Source organism: Pantoea sp. S61 (genome assembly GCF_016625145.1).
Classification (GTDB): domain Bacteria; phylum Pseudomonadota; class Gammaproteobacteria; order Enterobacterales; family Enterobacteriaceae; genus Pantoea; species Pantoea rwandensis_B.
The window spans coordinates 23,787-39,838 of sequence record NZ_JACVUO010000001.1 but is presented as its reverse complement, the minus strand read 5'-3'; the positions used below and the strand labels follow the sequence as shown (position 1 = coordinate 39,838).

The window sequence follows — 16,052 nt, the reverse complement described above, 5'->3', positions numbered from 1 at the left end:
CGTTCGCACGCCTGCAACTTATGAGTAAGCACATGAGCACATTACTATCCGCACACGCTGTCGGCTTTGATAACGCCTTCGGTACGCTATTTCACGACATCAATTTCAGCCTGAAAAAAGGCGATCGTATTGGGTTGCTCGGTGATAACGGCACGGGGAAAAGTACCCTGCTAAAAATCCTCAGCGGTGAACTTGCAAGCAGTCAGGGCAGCGTTACGCTAGCCAACCACTGTTTGCTGGCGCGAATTGAGCAACATCTTCCCCCTCAGCTCCAGCAAGCCACGTTGCTGGCAGGCGTGATTGCGCGTCTGCCACAGCAGCAACAGGTCAGTGAAGCCTGGCGCGCGGAAGCGCTACTCTCTTCGCTGGGGTTCAATACTGAACAGCATACCCAAACGGCAGCCACGTTGAGTGGCGGTCAACATATGCGGTTACTGCTGGCGCGTGCACTGATTCTCCAGCCCGATCTGCTATTACTGGATGAACCCAGCAATCACTTAGATCTTCCAACGCTGCTGTGGCTGGAACAGTTCCTTATAAGTTGGAAAGGCAGCTTTGTGCTGGTCTCACATGACAGCACCTTGCTGGATCAGGTCACCAATTGCAGCTGGATCCTGCGCGATCAAACCCTGCAATTCTTCCGTCTGCCCTGCTCCGCAGCCCGACAAGCGCTGGCACAGCAGGATGAAACCGATGCGCAACGTTTTCAGGCAGAACAGAACGAGATTGAGCGCGTCGAAAAAAGTGCCAAACGGCTGGCGATCTGGGGACGCACTTACGACAACGAAGGTCTGTCGCGTAAAGCGCAGCAAATGGAGAAACGCGCCAGTTGGCTGAAAGAGGCACAAACCACGTTGACCGAAGGCAGCTTATGGCGTCTTCAACTGCTGGGGGAAGCACTGGATGCCGATCGGGTGCTGGCGCTGACTGAAATGCGCATTCGCCCAGCGGAGAACGCGCCTGCGTTGTTTTCGTTACCCAGCCTGCAGGTAAAAAGTGGCGATCGCATCGCCATAGTGGGTCGTAACGGCAGCGGGAAGTCTTCGCTGCTGCGCCAACTCTGGCTGGATTACCAGCGTGAGACCACCACGCTGTTTCATCCACGTGCAACGCTAGGTTATTACGACCAAAGCCTCACACAATTGCAGGATGAGGAGAGCCTCAACGAGGCACTGGCGCATTTTGCCCCTCTCAGTGACGACCAGCGAAAGATGGCTCTGATAGGTGCGGGATTCCCCTACCTCCGCCATCAGCAATTAGTAGGCTCACTGAGTGGCGGTGAACGCTCACGCCTGCTGTTTGTCGGACTGACACTCGCGCGCTATTCTCTATTGCTGCTGGATGAGCCCACCAACCATCTGGATATGCTGGGCAAAGAGGAGTTGGCTGCCGCCCTTAATCAGTTTGAGGGCGCGGTGTTGCTGGTATCGCACGATCGCAATCTGATCGCCAGCAGCTGTAATCGTTTCTGGCTAATTCAGGATCAGCAACTGAGCGAGTGGCATGACTTTGAACCGGTCATTGAGCAGCTGAGCGTCAAACAACCGTCAGACAGCGAGAGCGTAAATGTTCTGCCTGTGACATCTGAATCCTACAACGATGAAGATGCGCTGCTGTTGGCGTTGTGTGATCTGGAAAACAAGCTGGATGAGGATAGAGAACGTAAGCCCAAACATCAGAAACCGGCGTTGCAGGCGCAATGGCGCGATGAGATTGCGCAACTGAAACAGCAGTTGGGCATCCTCTAAACAAACACCCCTAAATACGCCCCTGTGATATTTGTATCCTGCATCCCAGGGGCATAAGGGGTGATCACTGATAAATTACACCAGAGCGGCGCTCAACACCTGTGCCGCTCGTTTTAACTGATCAGCAGGATTGCGCCCAATCAACACGTACTGATATCCGCTGCGATGCCACCACACCAGATTCATGCCGTGCCGTTTTTCCTGCGCCAATGCACTCTGTTTAATAGGATCTTCCCGCGAAATACACAGTGCCATCGGACCGTAACTGCTGTGATTCCAGGCGATTTGAGTGATCAGTGAATCGTCGTAGCGCAACATACGCACACTTTTCAAGCTCGCTTCAGGAAGCGCCAATTGCTCAGTCGTCAGACGCAGATCGAGGTCGCGCGCCGTGCGTTGTAATGAACGCGCTAACACCTGTGGGGAACTGTCGACATCCGCCAACGTTTCCGGGCTATAAAGCGACATATATTGTGCTTCCAGTTCACGTATTCGCGCGCTCTCATCCTGTTCAGCTTTCGCGACGGGTCTGGCCCAAAAACCGACGGCACTACCCACCAGCAGAAAACTGACTGATGCCGCGATCAACGCACGACGGCTAACCTGAACAGCCTCTTTTACCGGTGCGGACGGCGTGTTGTCCAACAGGTAAGCCAGTCGTGACTCCATACGCTCCAGCGGCGCCTCATCCAGCATTGGCGCGAACGCATCCGCAAAGGGTTGATTGCTTTTCATTAGCTCAGCCGTCCGTGCTGACAACGTTTCACTGCGCTTTAGTTCGGTTTCAAACGCCTGCGCATCCTCCGCACGCATTTCGCCATCCAGCCAGGCAACGATAGCTTCATCGGCATAGGGCGAGGTAAATCGTGGTGCATTCACAAGCGTTTCTCCTGTACCGTAGGCCGCGCTGTCACTGCGCTGGCTAAAGTGGTGCGTGCCGCAGCGAGGCGGCTCATGATGGTTCCAATCGGCACGGCCAGCGTGTCGGCGGCTTCCTGATAGGTAAAGCCCTCGACATAAACTAAAAATACCGCGTTGCGCTGCGCCTCTGGCAACTGCCCAACCCGTTGCATCACTTTGGCGTACTGCATGCGCTGTTCATTGTGTTGCTGATGGTCGGGAGCGAGCAATTCATCACTCTCGACAAATCCCTGCCCCATGCGTACCCGCTGCGCGCGCAGTTCGTTGATCCACACGGAATGCAGCACGGTAAACAGCCAGCGATCGATGCGTGTGCCCGGTGTGAACTGGGCGCTGCGTTCCAGCGCCCGCACACAGGTGGACTGCACTAACTCTTCGGCGACATCTTTATTACGCGATAACACCATCGCGTAACGCCACATACGCGTCAGATGCGCCGCCAGATGTTGACGGACTTCAGTGCTGGTAATGTTTCTATCCTCCGTCAACAACGGTCATCAGGACTCAGGATGGCCATTAATGGCCGCGTGTAAATCCTGATACTCTTCACAATTCACACCGCAAAGCGATTTGATGATAGTGAGCTGCTCTTTAGCCAGATCCGGACGGCCTTTGATCATCCAGGCTTCACCTAAATATTCACGCACTTTGGCATATTTGGGGTCCAGTGCGATCGATTTCTGATAGTAACGCATCCCTTCGTCGGTGCGACCCAGTTTACGCGTGGCGTAACCGCGATAATTCCATGCCTCTTTAGTGTTCTGATTGTGCAACGTATCCAGTAACGTCAGCGCAGCTTGATACTCGCCTTTTTTCGCCAGGTGGTAGGCGTAATTCGTCTTATCCTCATCGCTCAGCATGCTGGTTTTTTCCGGCACGCAGGATTTGGTTTTACTGTCATACACTTGCCCTTTCGGACAATCCGGGGTTTTCTTGTCGCTGTCGTCATCACCCATGGCGAATGCAGTCGGTGCATGTAACACCATCAACAATACCGGCACGGCAAACCAGCGAATCGGAGTCATCATCTTCATCATTCATTTATCCTCACGGAGTGGCATCGAATCGCGCAACGGCAGCATGCGGCGCAGCACGTTGTCACGCAGAACGTAGTGATGGAGTAACGCCGCCAGCGCATGCGCGCCTGCCAGGCTAATCAGCGCCCAGGCAACGTTATTGTGTAATCCCGCCAGCGTATGACGCAGTGCGGTATCGACATGGATAAAGGTTGGAATATCGAACAGGCCAAAGAAATTAAACGGTTCCTGTTGCGACCAGCGAAACAGAAAACCCAATACAACCTGCGTGAATAACAACAGGTACAACAAGCCATGGACGGCATGCGCGATGATGCGCATCGGCGTGCTGTTTTCAGCTGGCGCCACGGCCAAATGCGTCTGACGTTGGCAATAGAATCGCCACAATGGGCGCACAATCATCACCAGGGCCAGCAAAATGCCAAAAGAGATATGCCACGCCTGTAAACCCTTACGCAGCGGTGTGCCTTTTTCCAGTTGTTCCCAAATATGCGCAGAGGCAAACAGAAAAATGACGCTAAACGCAGTGATCCAGTGCAACGTCATGCTGAAAGCGTCATAGCGTTGACGTGAGTGTTGACGGGTCGAAGCGGACATAACATTTCCCAAATAGTGTGTGGTTTAGCGGTAAACAACCCAACGACGATTTCTATTCGGAAAATTTTCATTTTTTTCTCAACACAATCCATTTAATGCAAGAATCCTGACGAATTTTCTCCTGTTTGTTGCATTTAGTGATTACTATTCTCGCTTCATTAAAGGGATGCTTATGTTGAATACCTCTAAAAAGCGGCTTGTTGTCGCGATCGCTCTTTTAGCGATCATTATTCTGGTCTGGGCCTACCGCAGCGCCCAACCCAAACCGAACCCACTGGTCACCGCCGTTGTGCGTCAAGGCAACATCGAAAACGTCATCGCCGCGACGGGCAAGATGGACGCTATCGAACGCGTCAACGTCGGTGCTCAGGTGTCTGGGCAGGTGAAAAAGCTCTATATCAAAGCGGGTGATAACGTCAGTAAGGGCGAACTGATCGCTGAAATTGACGATCAGCCACAGCGCAGTGATTTACGTAATGCGCAGGCCGCGCTTAGCGTGGCACAAGCCGATTTGGAGACACGCGAAGCGACCTTAGTCCGACAGGATGCGCAGTTCAAACGTTTGCAGCAAATGATCAAAGCCAATCTGGTGTCGCGCCAGGATTTTGACGAAGCGGCAGAAGCGTGGAGCACCGCACGTGCTGAGTTGACGGCGCAAAAGGCGCGCGTCATTCAGGCACAAATTGAGGTGGACAAGAAGCAACTCGATCTCAGCTATACCCGCATCATGGCACCGATGGATGGCTCGGTGATCGCCATCGTGACCAAACAGGGCCAGACGGTTAACGCCGCGCAGAGCGCACCGACCATCGCCAAGCTAGCGCAACTTGGCACCATGACCATTAAAGTCCAGGTTTCCGAAGCGGACATCACTAACATCCATCCCGGCCAGCAAGCCTGGTTTACCACCTTCGCCAATCCCGATAAGCGCTACAACGCGACGCTGCGTAGCATTGAACTGGCACCTGAATCGGTGATGAAAGATGATGCCTTGATGGGCAACAGTGAAAGTACGCCGACCAGCAGTACCAATGCTGCCATTTATTACAATGCCTTACTCGATGTTCCCAATCCCGACAACACCCTGCGCATCTCCATGACCGCACAAGTCAATCTGCTGCGCGACACCGCGAAAGACGCGCTGTTGATTCCGGTACAGGCAACGAAAAAAGACGCGGAAGGCAAGACCTTTGTCGAGGTGGCGAACAAGCAGAACCAGCCAGAGAAACGTATTATCACCACCGGGATTTCAGACAGCGTTGATATTCAGGTTCTCAGCGGCTTGAACGCCGGTGAGAAAGTGATTCTCGCTACTCAGGCCGTGGGTGCGGACAAGGTGGTGATGTGAGCCTGATCGAACTGAAAAACATTCAGCGCAGCTATGTTAACGGTTCAGAATCTCTGCATGTGCTGAAAGATATCAATTTGCAGATCGCCAGTGGCGAGATGGTCGCGATCATAGGCCCTTCAGGCTCGGGCAAATCCACATTGCTGAATATTCTCGGCTGCCTGGATGCCGCCGACAGCGGTCACTATTTTATCTCAGGCCAGAATACCGCTTCACTCTCTCCGGACGCGCTGGCGAAAGTCCGTCGCGAACATATTGGCTTCATTTTTCAGCGCTACCACTTAATGCCGGACCTGACTGCATTAAGCAACGTCGAAATCCCGGCGATTTATGCCAATTTGCCGGGGCATGCGCGGCGGGAGCGCGCTGCTCAATTACTGGAGCGACTCGGGCTCAAAGGCCGTGAACACCATAAACCGGGTGAACTCTCTGGCGGCCAGCAGCAGCGCGTCAGTATTGCGCGAGCGTTGATTAATGGGGCCGAGATCATTCTCGCCGATGAACCGACCGGGGCGCTGGATTCGCACTCTGGCGAGGAAGTGTTACGCATTCTTCATGACCTGAATCGTGACGGTCATACGGTGATTATCGTCACACACGATATGAAAGTGGCGCAGCACGCTGACCGCATCATCGAAATCCAGGACGGCGAAATTTTTGCTGACAGCGGGCCAAAAACAGAGGCGACGCGAGCGCGTTATCAGCCAATGGCGAGCAGAAGTCAGAGCAAGCTGCGCGGATTGATTGATCGCCTGCGCGAGTCAATGCGTATGGCGCTAAATGCCATGAATACGCATCGCTTGCGCACCGCACTCACCATGACCGGAATTATCTTTGGTATTGCCGCTGTTGTCACTGTCGTCGCGCTTGGACAAGGTGCGCGTGAAAAAACGCTGGAGAGTATTTCCGGTCTCGGGACGAATGTGGTCTCCGTGTATGCCGGCGGCGATTTCGCCGAAGATGATGCGCATCCGGTGTTGACACTGGTGATGGCTGATGCCGATGTGATTGCTCGTCAGCAGTTCGTCGACAAAGTCAGTCCTGAGCTGCTCTCGACGCAGCCGATCCGCTATCTCTCCAACTCATCGAAAGCATCCGTATCGGGCGTTGGCAAAGATTACTTTGAGATTCAGGGCATCAAACTCACCGAAGGCAGCAACTTCAGTGATGAACGCCATGCCCGGCAAGAGATCATCATTGATACGAATACGCGCAATAAGCTGTTTGCAGCCAATGAAAACCCCATCGGCAAAATGATCGTGTTAGGGTCTGTGCCGGTGCGAGTGATTGGTGTGGCGCATGAAGATAACGGCATTTCGCCCAATCGTCTCAGCGTGTGGTTGCCCTGGAGCACCATGATGTACCGCATCAGTGGGCAAACAGCGCTCACGAGTATCAGCGTGAAGCTCAAAGATGATGTGGTCAGTGGTCCGGCGGTGGAATCTCTCACACAATTATTGACTGCGCGCCATGGCACCAAAGACTTCCTGATGTTTAACCGCGATAAGTACCGCAAAGCGATTGAAGGGGCAGCCGCCACCTTGACCTTGCTGATATTGATGGTTGCATCAATTGCGCTGATGATCGGCAGCATCGGCGTGATGAATATTATGCTGGTGTCCGTCACCGAACGAACGCATGAAATTGGCGTGCGTATGGCGGTGGGTGCGCGGCGTGGCGATATCATGCAGCAGTTTATGATTGAGGCGGTGCTGGTATGTTTGGTTGGCGGTTCACTCGGCGTGGTGCTCTCACTGGTGATCGGTCCGCTGATTAGCCTGATGGCAGGCGGTGTACTGACAGCCATCTATTCCTGGGAATCCGCGGGGGCAGCCTTCGCCTGCTCCACCATTATCGGCATGATTTTTGGTTATCTGCCAGCCCGCAAAGCGGCTCGCATGGACCCGGTCGCCGCACTGGCAAGTGAGTAGATTTGTCTTCGCAGGGTGCGCATCACTGCGCACCGATTTTTACGTCATGTTGGAATTGAGAGCGAAATACCCAACGATCAGATTAACATCGGCAACGTTGCACTGGCCGTTTGCTGACTGGCTGTGGCGTAATCTGCGTCATGCGTCATCAGCTCCCCCATCAACACTTCCACCAACAGCATCGCACCTACTTTGCCACTCAGCGTACCCGCGTTCAGCGGTCCTTCCGGACGCGCTGCCACCAGCAACATATCCGCCAGATTGCCCATGGGGCTGCGCAACGTGTTACTCAACATCAGGACTTGCGCTTTGCGTTTCTTCGCGACATTGACCACGTGCATCAAATCTTTAGTCGAACCGGAAGCCGAAATCGCAATCACCACATCACCTTCACCCAGGGTCGACGCGTTCATGGCCGCACGATGCATATCGCCAAACAGTTGCGCGGATTTACCCAGACGAAGCAGGCGATAATGCAAATATTCGCCGGTGATGGCGCTGGCTGCCACGCCGTAAATTTGGATAGAACGCGCCTGATGTAATGCCGTGGCGGCCTGCTGTAAAACCTCGCGATTGATAAATTTACCGGTGTCACGCAGCGCCTGCACCGACTCTTCCACCAGCACATCGACGGGATCGCCACTCGCCGGAACCATTGGCTGGCTCTGTTGCACATCCAGTGCCAGCGCCATTTTAAATTCGGTGTAGCCCTTGCAACTCAGGTTGCGGCACAAGCGTGTCACACTGGCTTCGCTGGTGTCCGTTTCTTTCGCCAACTCGGTAATAGTGAGATACAGCACTCTTTGCGGTTCGGTCAGGATGAAATCGCCCAGCTTTTGCAGCGCCGGACTGTAACCCGGCAGGCCCTGCTTCAGATGCAGCAAAATATTTCCATTGTCCGTCATGACATCCCTCCGTTCGCCAATATTGATGGCGTCTAGTGTGCGTAAAGGCCCTGATTTGTGCCAGCAGAATTGATTATAAGTGAAAGCTATCACACTAATGGTAGTTATTTTCATCAAATGAAGTATGTTGTGATAATAATTTTTACCACAACAATCATTCGGGGATGAAAATTTATGTCAATGTTCAGTGGAGCTTCCTCTGGAAGCTGGTTTGAAAAAGCACAGCGCTTCGGAAAATCCTTTATGTTACCGATAGCCGTATTACCCGCGGCCGGTCTGCTGTTGGGCATTGGCGGAGCGTTATCCAATCCCAACACGGTAAAAGCTTATCCCTTCCTGGACATCGCCTGGTTACAAGGTGTCTTTACCATCATGGCCAGCGCCGGTTCAGTGGTATTCGCCAATCTTGCGGTGCTGTTTGCGGTAGGCGTGGCGGTAGGACTCGCTAAAAGCGATAAGGGTACGGCTGGTCTGGCCTCTCTGCTGGCTTATTTAGTGATGAATGCCACCATCAACGCACTGCTGACGCTCAACGGTGTACTGGCGAGTGGGAATCTAAGCGCTGTAGGTCAAGGTATGGCGCTGGGCATTCAAACGCTGGAAACCGGCGTGTTTGGTGGTGTTGTGATCGGGCTGGTCACCGCGTTGCTGCACAATCGCTATAACAAAATTGCCCTACCACAATTTCTCGGCTTCTTCGGTGGCTCACGCTTCGTCCCGATTATTAGCTCATTTGTGGCGATTATCGTTGGCGCGGCAATGACCATCGTCTGGCCGCATTTTCAGAAATTGATATTCGGTATGGGTGGACTGGTCGATGCCACGGGGTATTTCGGCACCTTCATATACGGCTTTGTGTTGCGCATGCTCGGCCCGTTTGGTCTGCATCACATCTTCTATCTGCCTTTCTGGACTACCGCTTTGGGCGGCAGTGAAATGGTCAATGGTCATCTGGTTGAAGGCACTCAGCGCATCTTCTTCGCTCAGTTGGCCGATCCCAATACGCAGCAGTTTTATCTGGGAACGGCGCGCTTTATGTCGGGCCGCTTTATCACCATGATGTTTGGCCTGATCGGGGCTTGTCTGGCGATGTATCACACCGCCAAACCCGAGAACCGCAAACGTGTGGCCGGTTTGTTATTATCCGCTGCCCTCACCTCATTCCTGACTGGAATCACCGAACCGATTGAGTTCTCGTTCCTGTTTGTGGCGCCAGCATTGTATGTGATTCACGCGCTGTTCGATGGTCTGGCCTTTATGATCGCCCACATCCTGCACATCACCATTGGACAGACCTTCTCCGGCGGTTTAATCGATTTCATTCTGTTCGGTGTATTGCAGGGTGAAGCGAAAACCCACTGGCTGTATGTGCCGTTGGTTGGCGTGCCGTGGTTCCTGCTGTATTACTTCACCTTCCGTCTGCTGATCACACGATTCAATTTCAAAACGCCAGGCCGTGAAGATGTCAGCATCGATACCTTGCCAGTTGCCGCTGGCGAACGCCCTTTGCAGGTGATTGAAGCGCTGGGCGGTAAAGACAATATTGCCGAACTTGACTGCTGCGCCACACGTTTGCGCATCACGCTAAACGACAGTTCTAAACTTAATGAAGCCGCATTGAAGGCCACGGGCGCTCGCGCGGTTATCCAGCGTGGCAACGGCGTACAGGTGATATATGGCCCGCACGTCACCATTATCAAAAATGAAGTTGAGGAGTTACTCGCGCTATGAAAGCAAACATGCTGGAGCAGATTAGAGGGAAACTGGTGGTGTCTTGTCAGGCACTGGAAAATGAACCCCTGCACAGCGCCTATATTATGTCGCGTATGGCATTAGCCGCGATGCAAGGTGGCGCGTCGGCAATCCGCGCCAACAGTCTGATCGATGTAAAGCAGATTAAGCAAACCGTGGATTTGCCCATTATCGCCATTATCAAACGCGATTATCCAGGCAGTGATGTGTATATCACTGCCACACTTAAAGAGGTCGATGAATTGATGGCGGCGAATCCGGCGATGGTCGCGCTGGATGCGACTCAACATCAGAGACCTGGCGAACTGCAGTTGCCGCAGTTGGTGGCGGCGATTCGTCAACGCTATCCGCAGTTATTGCTAATGGCGGATATTGCGACAGTTGATGAGGCGCTGCTGGCAGATGAACTCGGCTTCGACTGCGTAGGGACTACGCTGCATGGCTACACGGCGGAAACGCGCGGCAAGTATCTGGCGGCAAATGATTTTCACTTCCTGCGTGCAGTATTAACAGCAGTGAAGGCGCCAGTGATTGCAGAAGGCAATGTGGAAACACCTGAGATGGCGGCGCAATGTTTAAAACTGGGCGCGCATGCTGTGGTGGTCGGTGGCGCGATTACCCGTCCTCAGCAAATAACGCAGCGTTTCGTCAACGCTATCAGCTGATACGTTTTATCAGGCCTTAAATAGCAAAGCCGCCCGTAGGCGGCCTTAACGCTGAAGCGGAAACTGAACTTATTTGTACAGTTCTGCAGTCATGTGCACACGGTTGTTGGTGTTCGCTTCAGTGATTTTGTACTGTGCGCCCTGCTGCTGTGCGACTGCGGCCACTTTCGCTTCTGCACCGTCAAGAGTTGAAGACTCAACGGAGATGCTCTGGGCAAAGCTGGCAGCAGACATCAGTGAAAGAGCGGCGGCAGCGGCGATGGTCAGTGTTTTGATGGTTTTCATGGTCTTATTCCTTTGGGTTGTTTATGAAGGCTGTGTGCCTTCGATGAAATAATAATACCCTAGGTTACCATTTCATTATTAACCATTAGTGCGATCATCATGATCGCGCTAACCATAAGCCCCATTACAATAACCTCATTGATCGGCAGAGTTCCATCTTATCCACATTACAGGTGAAAAGAGCGCTCGCTAACCTGTGGATAAATCAGCTTTTCCCGCCTGCAGTGCCCGCTCCCGCGAAGTGCTGTTTTTTTGTACGCTTTCACGAGTTTGTCGCGGGCTAAACTGAATCTTCTTTTTCAATCACCAACACGCGTGCCGCACCCTGGGGATGAGCGACATGTTCGGTACCCACGCTGGCAAAGAAAATGTCACCCACGTTGAGCATCACTTTATGCACTTCCGCCCGCTCGCGGTAATGCATCTCGACCACGCCATCTAACACCACGAAGACTTCTTCACCGTCATTGATGTGCCAGCGATAAGGCTGATCAGTCCAGTGTAATCGCACGCTGGTGCCATCAAAATTGGCAATATCGAGAGCCTCCCACGCACGCGCTGGGGAAAAGTTTTTGCCGACGATGATTTTCATGAGATGCCTGTTTTTGCTGAGTGAATATTCAACATGCTACAGGCCAGTGGGCTGAGGTGTGAGACAAGGCAGGGACATTTCCGGCCAAATCACTGCACGCGATGACAGACTCCAGATTCCAGACTCCGAACGCCAGACTCCAGATTCCAGATTCCAGATTCCAGAAACAGCAAAGCCGCCCGGAGGCGGCCTTAACGCTGAAGCGGAAACTGAACTTATTTGTACAGTTCTGCAGTCATGTGCACACGGTTGTTGGTGTTCGCTTCAGTGATTTTATACTGTGCGCCCTGCTGCTGTGCGACTGCAGCCACTTTCGCTTCTGCACCGTCAAGAGTTGAAGACTCAACGGAGATGCTCTGGGCAAAGCTGGCAGCAGACATCAGTGAAAGAGCGGCGGCAGCGGCGATGGTCAGTGTTTTAATGGTTTTCATGGTCTTATTCCTTTGGGTTGTTTGTGAAGGCTGTGTGCCTTCGATGAAAATAATACCCTGGGTTATCATTTCATGGTTAACCATTAGTGCGATCATCATGATCATGCTAACTACATCTCACCCAGACCTTACGCATCGCAATGATGTTGATGCCCGCTAATACGGCGGCGGTAAAAAAGGCCATCGATAAGTGACCTGGAAGGTATGTCATGAACGCCGCCATAAATTGTCCGCCAAAAATGGCCATTGATAAGCGTGCCAATTGGCGCCCACGTTCCTGAGGTTGGCTGATTTCAACTGTCATGTGATTCACCAAAGGCACTGACAGCCCAAACCCCATGCCTAATAAGATGCCGCCTGGCAGGCACAACACGACATCGGGGGCTGCTGCAAATTCAAGATGTGCCAACAGGTAGCAAATGAACGCCATAATCAGCGTGGAATAGTTACCGAATTGCAGCGCAACATGCGGCATCAGTGCTGCTGCCAGCACCGCCACCAGCGAGACAAATGAGAGAAAATAGCCAATATGTGCGGCATTCACACCCATCAAAGCAAACCGTTGCGGCAGCATAATGACGGCGGTGAAAAAACAGATCATGGAACAGAACGCCGCCAGCCATACCGGCCGCAACCGGCGATCGCTATCCGTTACGCCCTCTTCTATTGTTTCCGCTCTCATCTGTTGCTGAGGGCGCGGGACACAAATGAGCACCAACACCAGCAGCAACCAGGAGAATAGATACAGCCCATACGGATAACGCCAACTTGCGGAGGCCAGAATCCCACCCACAAAGAGAAACACCACGCCACCCAACTCTATTGCCATGCCTTGTCGCGCGATCATCTTTAATCGTGCTTCGGCCTGATAAAAACTGGCAATTAAGCCGGTCCCGGCAGACATCACCACCGCTGTTGCGCCCCCCAGTAGGATGCGGTCGATGATTTGTGGCACTGCGCCCGGCAACCAAACACCTGCCACGCCCAATCCGCCATAGCAGAATAGCCCAATCAATAGCATGGGATAGGCACCAAAACGATCTATCGCGCGCCCCGCTAATGGCCCTGCCAGTATCACGCCCAGCGCAGGCAGCGTTACCAACCAGCTTGCCAGATAAGAAACCCTTAATTGCGCGGCGATGTCACTCAATCCCGGCACAATGACGCATCCCACCATAATGGTCAGGCAACTGACAGCCAGGAGCGTGACTGCACCTGCGGGTTTAACTGATGTCATGATTTTTATTTATCCGAATAATGGAATGATTAACCATATAGCGGACGTGAGTGTTACGACATCGGCGCATATTGTCAATGGCTGCCGTGCTATAGTGGCGGCCATTAAAATCGATAAAGCGGAAGAGTGATGGCTGCAGATACAGAGGCTAACGGTTCGCAGGTTATTGCACGTGCAGCGACTATATTGCGGGCGTTAGAAAATCGACCAACGGGATTAAGCATGTCCGAGCTGTCAAAACTGACAGCGCTACCGCGCACCACTGTACATCGGCTGGTCACATCGTTGATTTCTCAGCAGTTGCTGCTGCAGGCCAATGAAGGCATTAAGCTGGGTCCGGCGCTAGCAAGACTTGCCGCTTCGGCACATACCGATATTATCGCGCTCTCTCAACCAGCGATGGAAACGCTTGGACGTCGTACGCGAGAAACGGTCGATTTATGCGTCTGGCGCGGCAGCCATACGGTTCTGGTCAGCCAATATGCTTCCGATCAGGAGTTGCGCGTCGTCTCACCCATCAGCACTGCCTTTCCCACGCACTGCGCTGCGCATGGTAAAGCGTTATTGTCTGAACAAACGGATGATGTCATCTCGGCATTACTTCCACAGTTGAACGATGTGCGCACCCAAAATACGCTGCGAGATCCGCAGCTTCTATTAAAAGCCATTCAGCAGGTTCGTGAGCAAGGCTATGCGGTAGATCGCGAAGAACATGCGCGTGGTGTATGTGGTATCAGTGTCGCCCTGAACACCGGGCCAGGGGAGCGTTATGCGCTGGCCATTGCAGTGCCATCATTACGCTTTGATGAGCAGTTTCCACAGCTTCTCGCGGCTTTATTGCAGGCAAAAACTGAAATCGAGTCGCTGCTTGTCGGTTAGCATAAATGACAAAGCCGCCCGTAGGCGGCCTTAATATCGTGGGTGGCGAGCTTATTTATACAACTGAGCCGTCATGTGCACGCGGTTGTTGGTGTTGGCTTCAGTAATTTTGTACTGAGCACCCTGTTGCTGAGCAACGGCGGCGATTTTCGCTTCTGCACTGTCCAGAGTTGAAGCATCAACAGAGATACTTTGTGCGAAGCTCGCGAATGAAACCAGGGTAAGAGCAGCAACTGCAACGAAAGTTTTGATAGATTTCATGGTCATTTCCTCAGAGTAATTTTCAGTTTTGAAGGCGTATCGCCTCGATGTGAGAAATAATAGACCTGCTTCTCGTTGAGTAAAAGCTGAAGGATTTGCTGATAAAATTCAAAAAATTTGAATATGATTTAATGCGACCTCTTCTTAAGTTGCATCGGTCAAAACCCTGAAACTCTCATCGTCACAATCAAATCGCGCCACCTCCTGCATGCCAAGATGCTGATGCGCACGTAATGAGGGAATATTGTTGGATTGGATGAATAACACCGGAGTTTTTGAACCATAATGTTCCCGCATTGCCGCATACAATGGCCGCAATAATCCCTGACCGCGTTCACTTACTGCAATACATACCGGACCATACAGCCAGCACTCTCTGCCGGGTTGCCAGGCCTCCAACATGGCTGATACCACAGGAGGGGAATGTTCCGCGGATAACGCACTGAACAAGACGCCCACCACCGTTCCCTCGCGTTTAGCCACCAGCGTATGGGCAGTGGCGCGATCGAGCATACCGGCCACACGCTCTGGCGGATAATTCCCGTTTAAAGCGCCGCCATTGCCAGCTGCATTCTTTTGAAGCAATGCAACGATTGCATCAATGTCTGCAGGCTGTGCGCTGGTAATAAGATAATCACTCCTCATCAAGGTTCTCCTTTGCCATTTCGCTGTTGTGGTAAAGCATAGCGAAAGACGCTCACAAAGAAGAACAACGGTTGGTAAGGTGAAACGACTATGCCCCCCAAAGGCGGCCATCATTAAGGCCTTGCTGCTGAGCCATCCGGCAAGCGCGCTGTCCGCAGAACTGCCTATGGACCAGGCGGTTGACGCACTCGAATTGGCCGCTGATAAGGAAAGGACCGCAAAAGAACAGTTAGTGTTCCAGATTTCAGAAACAGCAAAGCCGCCCGGAGGCGGCCTTAATGCTGAAGCGGAAACTGAACTTATTTGTACAGTTCTGCAGTCATATGCACACGGTTATTGGTGTTTGCTTCAGTGATTTTGTACTGTGCGCCCTGCTGCTGTGCTACTGCGGCAACTTTCGCTTCTGCACCGTCAAGAGTTGAAGACTCAACGGAGATGCTCTGGGCAAAGCTGGCAGCAGACATCAGTGAAAGAGCGGCAGCAGCGGCGATGGTCAGTGTTTTAATGGTTTTCATGGTCTTATTCCTTTGGGTTGTGTGTGAAGGCTGTGTGCCTTCGATGAAACAATAATAACCCTGGTTATCATTTCCATATTAACTATTAGTGCTGTTATTATGATCGGGCTAATTGTTGTTCGCGAGCAGGGTGCGTACTGTCGAGATAAAATGCGGCCACTGATGGAAACGCATCACTGGCATGTGTGCATGGCGCTGCGATCGCAATGCTGCAACAAACGCATTGGCTTGCTGATCAATCTGGTCATGATTCTGTTTCATGATGCTGTCTCCATTTCTTTAGCCTCTCTACGGAAAAAGCCG

19 protein-coding genes are annotated in these 16,052 nt (G+C 52.6%); 6 read left to right on the top strand and 13 right to left on the bottom strand.

Annotated features, from left to right (window positions below; translation table 11 throughout):
• Positions 1–32: 32 nt before the first annotated feature.
• Positions 33–1,748, top strand: a complete 1,716-nt coding sequence (locus IAE30_RS00200; RefSeq protein WP_200677671.1) for an ABC-F family ATP-binding cassette domain-containing protein — start codon at positions 33–35, stop codon at positions 1,746–1,748.
• Between the two features lie 75 nt (positions 1,749–1,823).
• Here IAE30_RS00200 and IAE30_RS00195 read toward each other — a convergent pair whose 3' ends face one another.
• From IAE30_RS00195 to IAE30_RS00180, 4 genes are all read right to left on the bottom strand, one after another.
• Positions 1,824–2,627: a hypothetical protein gene (locus tag IAE30_RS00195; protein WP_200677670.1), complete on the bottom strand. Its 804-nt coding sequence runs from the start codon at positions 2,625–2,627 to the stop codon at positions 1,824–1,826.
• Positions 2,624–3,091, bottom strand: a complete 468-nt coding sequence (locus IAE30_RS00190) for a sigma-70 family RNA polymerase sigma factor (protein WP_234472664.1) — start codon at positions 3,089–3,091, stop codon at positions 2,624–2,626. The genes IAE30_RS00195 and IAE30_RS00190 overlap by 4 nt, the downstream gene beginning before the upstream one ends.
• A 75-nt stretch (positions 3,092–3,166) precedes the next feature.
• The gene (locus tag IAE30_RS00185; protein WP_045815691.1) at positions 3,167–3,703 is read right to left on the bottom strand and encodes a tetratricopeptide repeat protein; all 537 of its coding nucleotides are present in this window, start codon (positions 3,701–3,703) and stop codon (positions 3,167–3,169) included.
• Between the two features lie 3 nt (positions 3,704–3,706).
• On the bottom strand, positions 3,707–4,303 hold the full coding sequence (locus IAE30_RS00180; RefSeq protein WP_200677668.1) for a cytochrome b: 597 nt from the start codon (positions 4,301–4,303) through the stop codon (positions 3,707–3,709).
• Positions 4,304–4,475: 172 nt separating this feature from the next.
• Between IAE30_RS00180 and IAE30_RS00175 the strand changes: the two genes are divergently transcribed.
• Together IAE30_RS00175 and IAE30_RS00170 are read left to right on the top strand one after the other, a co-directional pair.
• Positions 4,476–5,651: an efflux RND transporter periplasmic adaptor subunit gene (locus tag IAE30_RS00175; protein WP_200677666.1), complete on the top strand. Its 1,176-nt coding sequence runs from the start codon at positions 4,476–4,478 to the stop codon at positions 5,649–5,651.
• Positions 5,648–7,582, top strand: a complete 1,935-nt coding sequence (locus IAE30_RS00170) for a MacB family efflux pump subunit (RefSeq protein WP_200677665.1) — start codon at positions 5,648–5,650, stop codon at positions 7,580–7,582. Before IAE30_RS00175 ends, IAE30_RS00170 begins: the two co-directional genes overlap by 4 nt.
• A gap of 77 nt (positions 7,583–7,659) precedes the next feature.
• Here IAE30_RS00170 and IAE30_RS00165 read toward each other — a convergent pair whose 3' ends face one another.
• Entirely contained in the window at positions 7,660–8,487 is an 828-nt protein-coding gene (locus IAE30_RS00165; protein WP_045832428.1) for a MurR/RpiR family transcriptional regulator, read from the bottom strand.
• A gap of 174 nt (positions 8,488–8,661) precedes the next feature.
• Between IAE30_RS00165 and IAE30_RS00160 the strand changes: the two genes are divergently transcribed.
• Both IAE30_RS00160 and IAE30_RS00155 read left to right on the top strand, forming a co-directional pair.
• Positions 8,662–10,218, top strand: coding sequence for a PTS transporter subunit EIIC (locus IAE30_RS00160; protein ID WP_200677664.1), 1,557 nt, complete (start codon positions 8,662–8,664; stop codon positions 10,216–10,218).
• Entirely contained in the window at positions 10,215–10,904 is a 690-nt protein-coding gene (locus tag IAE30_RS00155; protein ID WP_200677663.1) for an N-acetylmannosamine-6-phosphate 2-epimerase, read from the top strand. Before IAE30_RS00160 ends, IAE30_RS00155 begins: the two co-directional genes overlap by 4 nt.
• Positions 10,905–10,973: 69 nt before the next feature.
• Here IAE30_RS00155 and IAE30_RS00150 read toward each other — a convergent pair whose 3' ends face one another.
• The 4 genes from IAE30_RS00150 to IAE30_RS00135 form a co-directional block, all read right to left on the bottom strand.
• On the bottom strand, positions 10,974–11,189 hold the full coding sequence (locus IAE30_RS00150) for a YdgH/BhsA/McbA-like domain containing protein (RefSeq protein WP_034829885.1): 216 nt from the start codon (positions 11,187–11,189) through the stop codon (positions 10,974–10,976).
• A gap of 280 nt (positions 11,190–11,469) precedes the next feature.
• Positions 11,470–11,781 (bottom strand): cupin, encoded by a 312-nt coding sequence (locus tag IAE30_RS00145; protein WP_045834261.1) that lies wholly within the window; start codon positions 11,779–11,781, stop codon positions 11,470–11,472.
• A gap of 215 nt (positions 11,782–11,996) precedes the next feature.
• Positions 11,997–12,212, bottom strand: a complete 216-nt coding sequence (locus IAE30_RS00140; protein ID WP_034829885.1) for a YdgH/BhsA/McbA-like domain containing protein — start codon at positions 12,210–12,212, stop codon at positions 11,997–11,999.
• A 106-nt stretch (positions 12,213–12,318) separates the two neighbouring features.
• Positions 12,319–13,449, bottom strand: coding sequence for an MFS transporter (locus IAE30_RS00135; RefSeq protein WP_200677662.1), 1,131 nt, complete (start codon positions 13,447–13,449; stop codon positions 12,319–12,321).
• Positions 13,450–13,578: 129 nt separating this feature from the next.
• On the opposite strand from IAE30_RS00135, the gene IAE30_RS00130 reads away from it, so the two are divergent.
• A complete protein-coding gene (locus IAE30_RS00130; RefSeq protein ID WP_200677661.1) occupies positions 13,579–14,328 on the top strand; it encodes an IclR family transcriptional regulator in 750 nt (249 codons plus the stop codon).
• Positions 14,329–14,379: 51 nt separating this feature from the next.
• Here the strand turns inward: IAE30_RS00130 and IAE30_RS00125 are convergent, their stop codons facing one another.
• The 4 genes from IAE30_RS00125 to IAE30_RS00110 form a co-directional block, all read right to left on the bottom strand.
• The gene (locus tag IAE30_RS00125; RefSeq protein WP_045815676.1) at positions 14,380–14,589 is read right to left on the bottom strand and encodes a YdgH/BhsA/McbA-like domain containing protein; all 210 of its coding nucleotides are present in this window, start codon (positions 14,587–14,589) and stop codon (positions 14,380–14,382) included.
• Positions 14,590–14,733: 144 nt separating this feature from the next.
• Complete coding sequence (locus tag IAE30_RS00120) at positions 14,734–15,348, bottom strand: GNAT family N-acetyltransferase (RefSeq protein ID WP_234472642.1); 615 nt, start codon at positions 15,346–15,348, stop codon at positions 14,734–14,736.
• Between the two features lie 185 nt (positions 15,349–15,533).
• Entirely contained in the window at positions 15,534–15,749 is a 216-nt protein-coding gene (locus tag IAE30_RS00115; RefSeq protein WP_034829885.1) for a YdgH/BhsA/McbA-like domain containing protein, read from the bottom strand.
• A 108-nt stretch (positions 15,750–15,857) separates the two neighbouring features.
• A complete protein-coding gene (locus tag IAE30_RS00110; protein ID WP_197079597.1) occupies positions 15,858–16,010 on the bottom strand; it encodes a hypothetical protein in 153 nt (50 codons plus the stop codon).
• Positions 16,011–16,052 lie beyond the last annotated feature (42 nt).

Bases quoted from the DNA above. Each gene is read 5' to 3' on its own strand.
- IAE30_RS00200 (WP_200677671.1), top strand. From the start codon at position 33: ATGAGCACATTACTATCCGCACACGCTGTCGGCTTTGATAACGCCTTC.
- IAE30_RS00190 (WP_234472664.1), bottom strand. From the start codon at position 3,091: ATGTGGCGTTACGCGATGGTGTTATCGCGTAATAAAGATGTCGCCGAA.
- IAE30_RS00185 (WP_045815691.1), bottom strand. From the start codon at position 3,703: ATGAAGATGATGACTCCGATTCGCTGGTTTGCCGTGCCGGTATTGTTG.
- IAE30_RS00180 (WP_200677668.1), bottom strand. From the start codon at position 4,303: ATGTCCGCTTCGACCCGTCAACACTCACGTCAACGCTATGACGCTTTC.
- IAE30_RS00175 (WP_200677666.1), top strand. From the start codon at position 4,476: ATGTTGAATACCTCTAAAAAGCGGCTTGTTGTCGCGATCGCTCTTTTA.
- IAE30_RS00165 (WP_045832428.1), bottom strand. From the start codon at position 8,487: ATGACGGACAATGGAAATATTTTGCTGCATCTGAAGCAGGGCCTGCCG.
- IAE30_RS00160 (WP_200677664.1), top strand. From the start codon at position 8,662: ATGTCAATGTTCAGTGGAGCTTCCTCTGGAAGCTGGTTTGAAAAAGCA.
- IAE30_RS00155 (WP_200677663.1), top strand. From the start codon at position 10,215: ATGAAAGCAAACATGCTGGAGCAGATTAGAGGGAAACTGGTGGTGTCT.
- IAE30_RS00150 (WP_034829885.1), bottom strand. From the start codon at position 11,189: ATGAAAACCATCAAAACACTGACCATCGCCGCTGCCGCCGCTCTTTCA.
- IAE30_RS00145 (WP_045834261.1), bottom strand. From the start codon at position 11,781: ATGAAAATCATCGTCGGCAAAAACTTTTCCCCAGCGCGTGCGTGGGAG.
- IAE30_RS00140 (WP_034829885.1), bottom strand. From the start codon at position 12,212: ATGAAAACCATTAAAACACTGACCATCGCCGCTGCCGCCGCTCTTTCA.
- IAE30_RS00135 (WP_200677662.1), bottom strand. From the start codon at position 13,449: ATGACATCAGTTAAACCCGCAGGTGCAGTCACGCTCCTGGCTGTCAGT.
- IAE30_RS00130 (WP_200677661.1), top strand. From the start codon at position 13,579: ATGGCTGCAGATACAGAGGCTAACGGTTCGCAGGTTATTGCACGTGCA.
- IAE30_RS00125 (WP_045815676.1), bottom strand. From the start codon at position 14,589: ATGAAATCTATCAAAACTTTCGTTGCAGTTGCTGCTCTTACCCTGGTT.
- IAE30_RS00120 (WP_234472642.1), bottom strand. From the start codon at position 15,348: ATGATGGCCGCCTTTGGGGGGCATAGTCGTTTCACCTTACCAACCGTT.
- IAE30_RS00115 (WP_034829885.1), bottom strand. From the start codon at position 15,749: ATGAAAACCATTAAAACACTGACCATCGCCGCTGCTGCCGCTCTTTCA.
- IAE30_RS00110 (WP_197079597.1), bottom strand. From the start codon at position 16,010: ATGAAACAGAATCATGACCAGATTGATCAGCAAGCCAATGCGTTTGTT.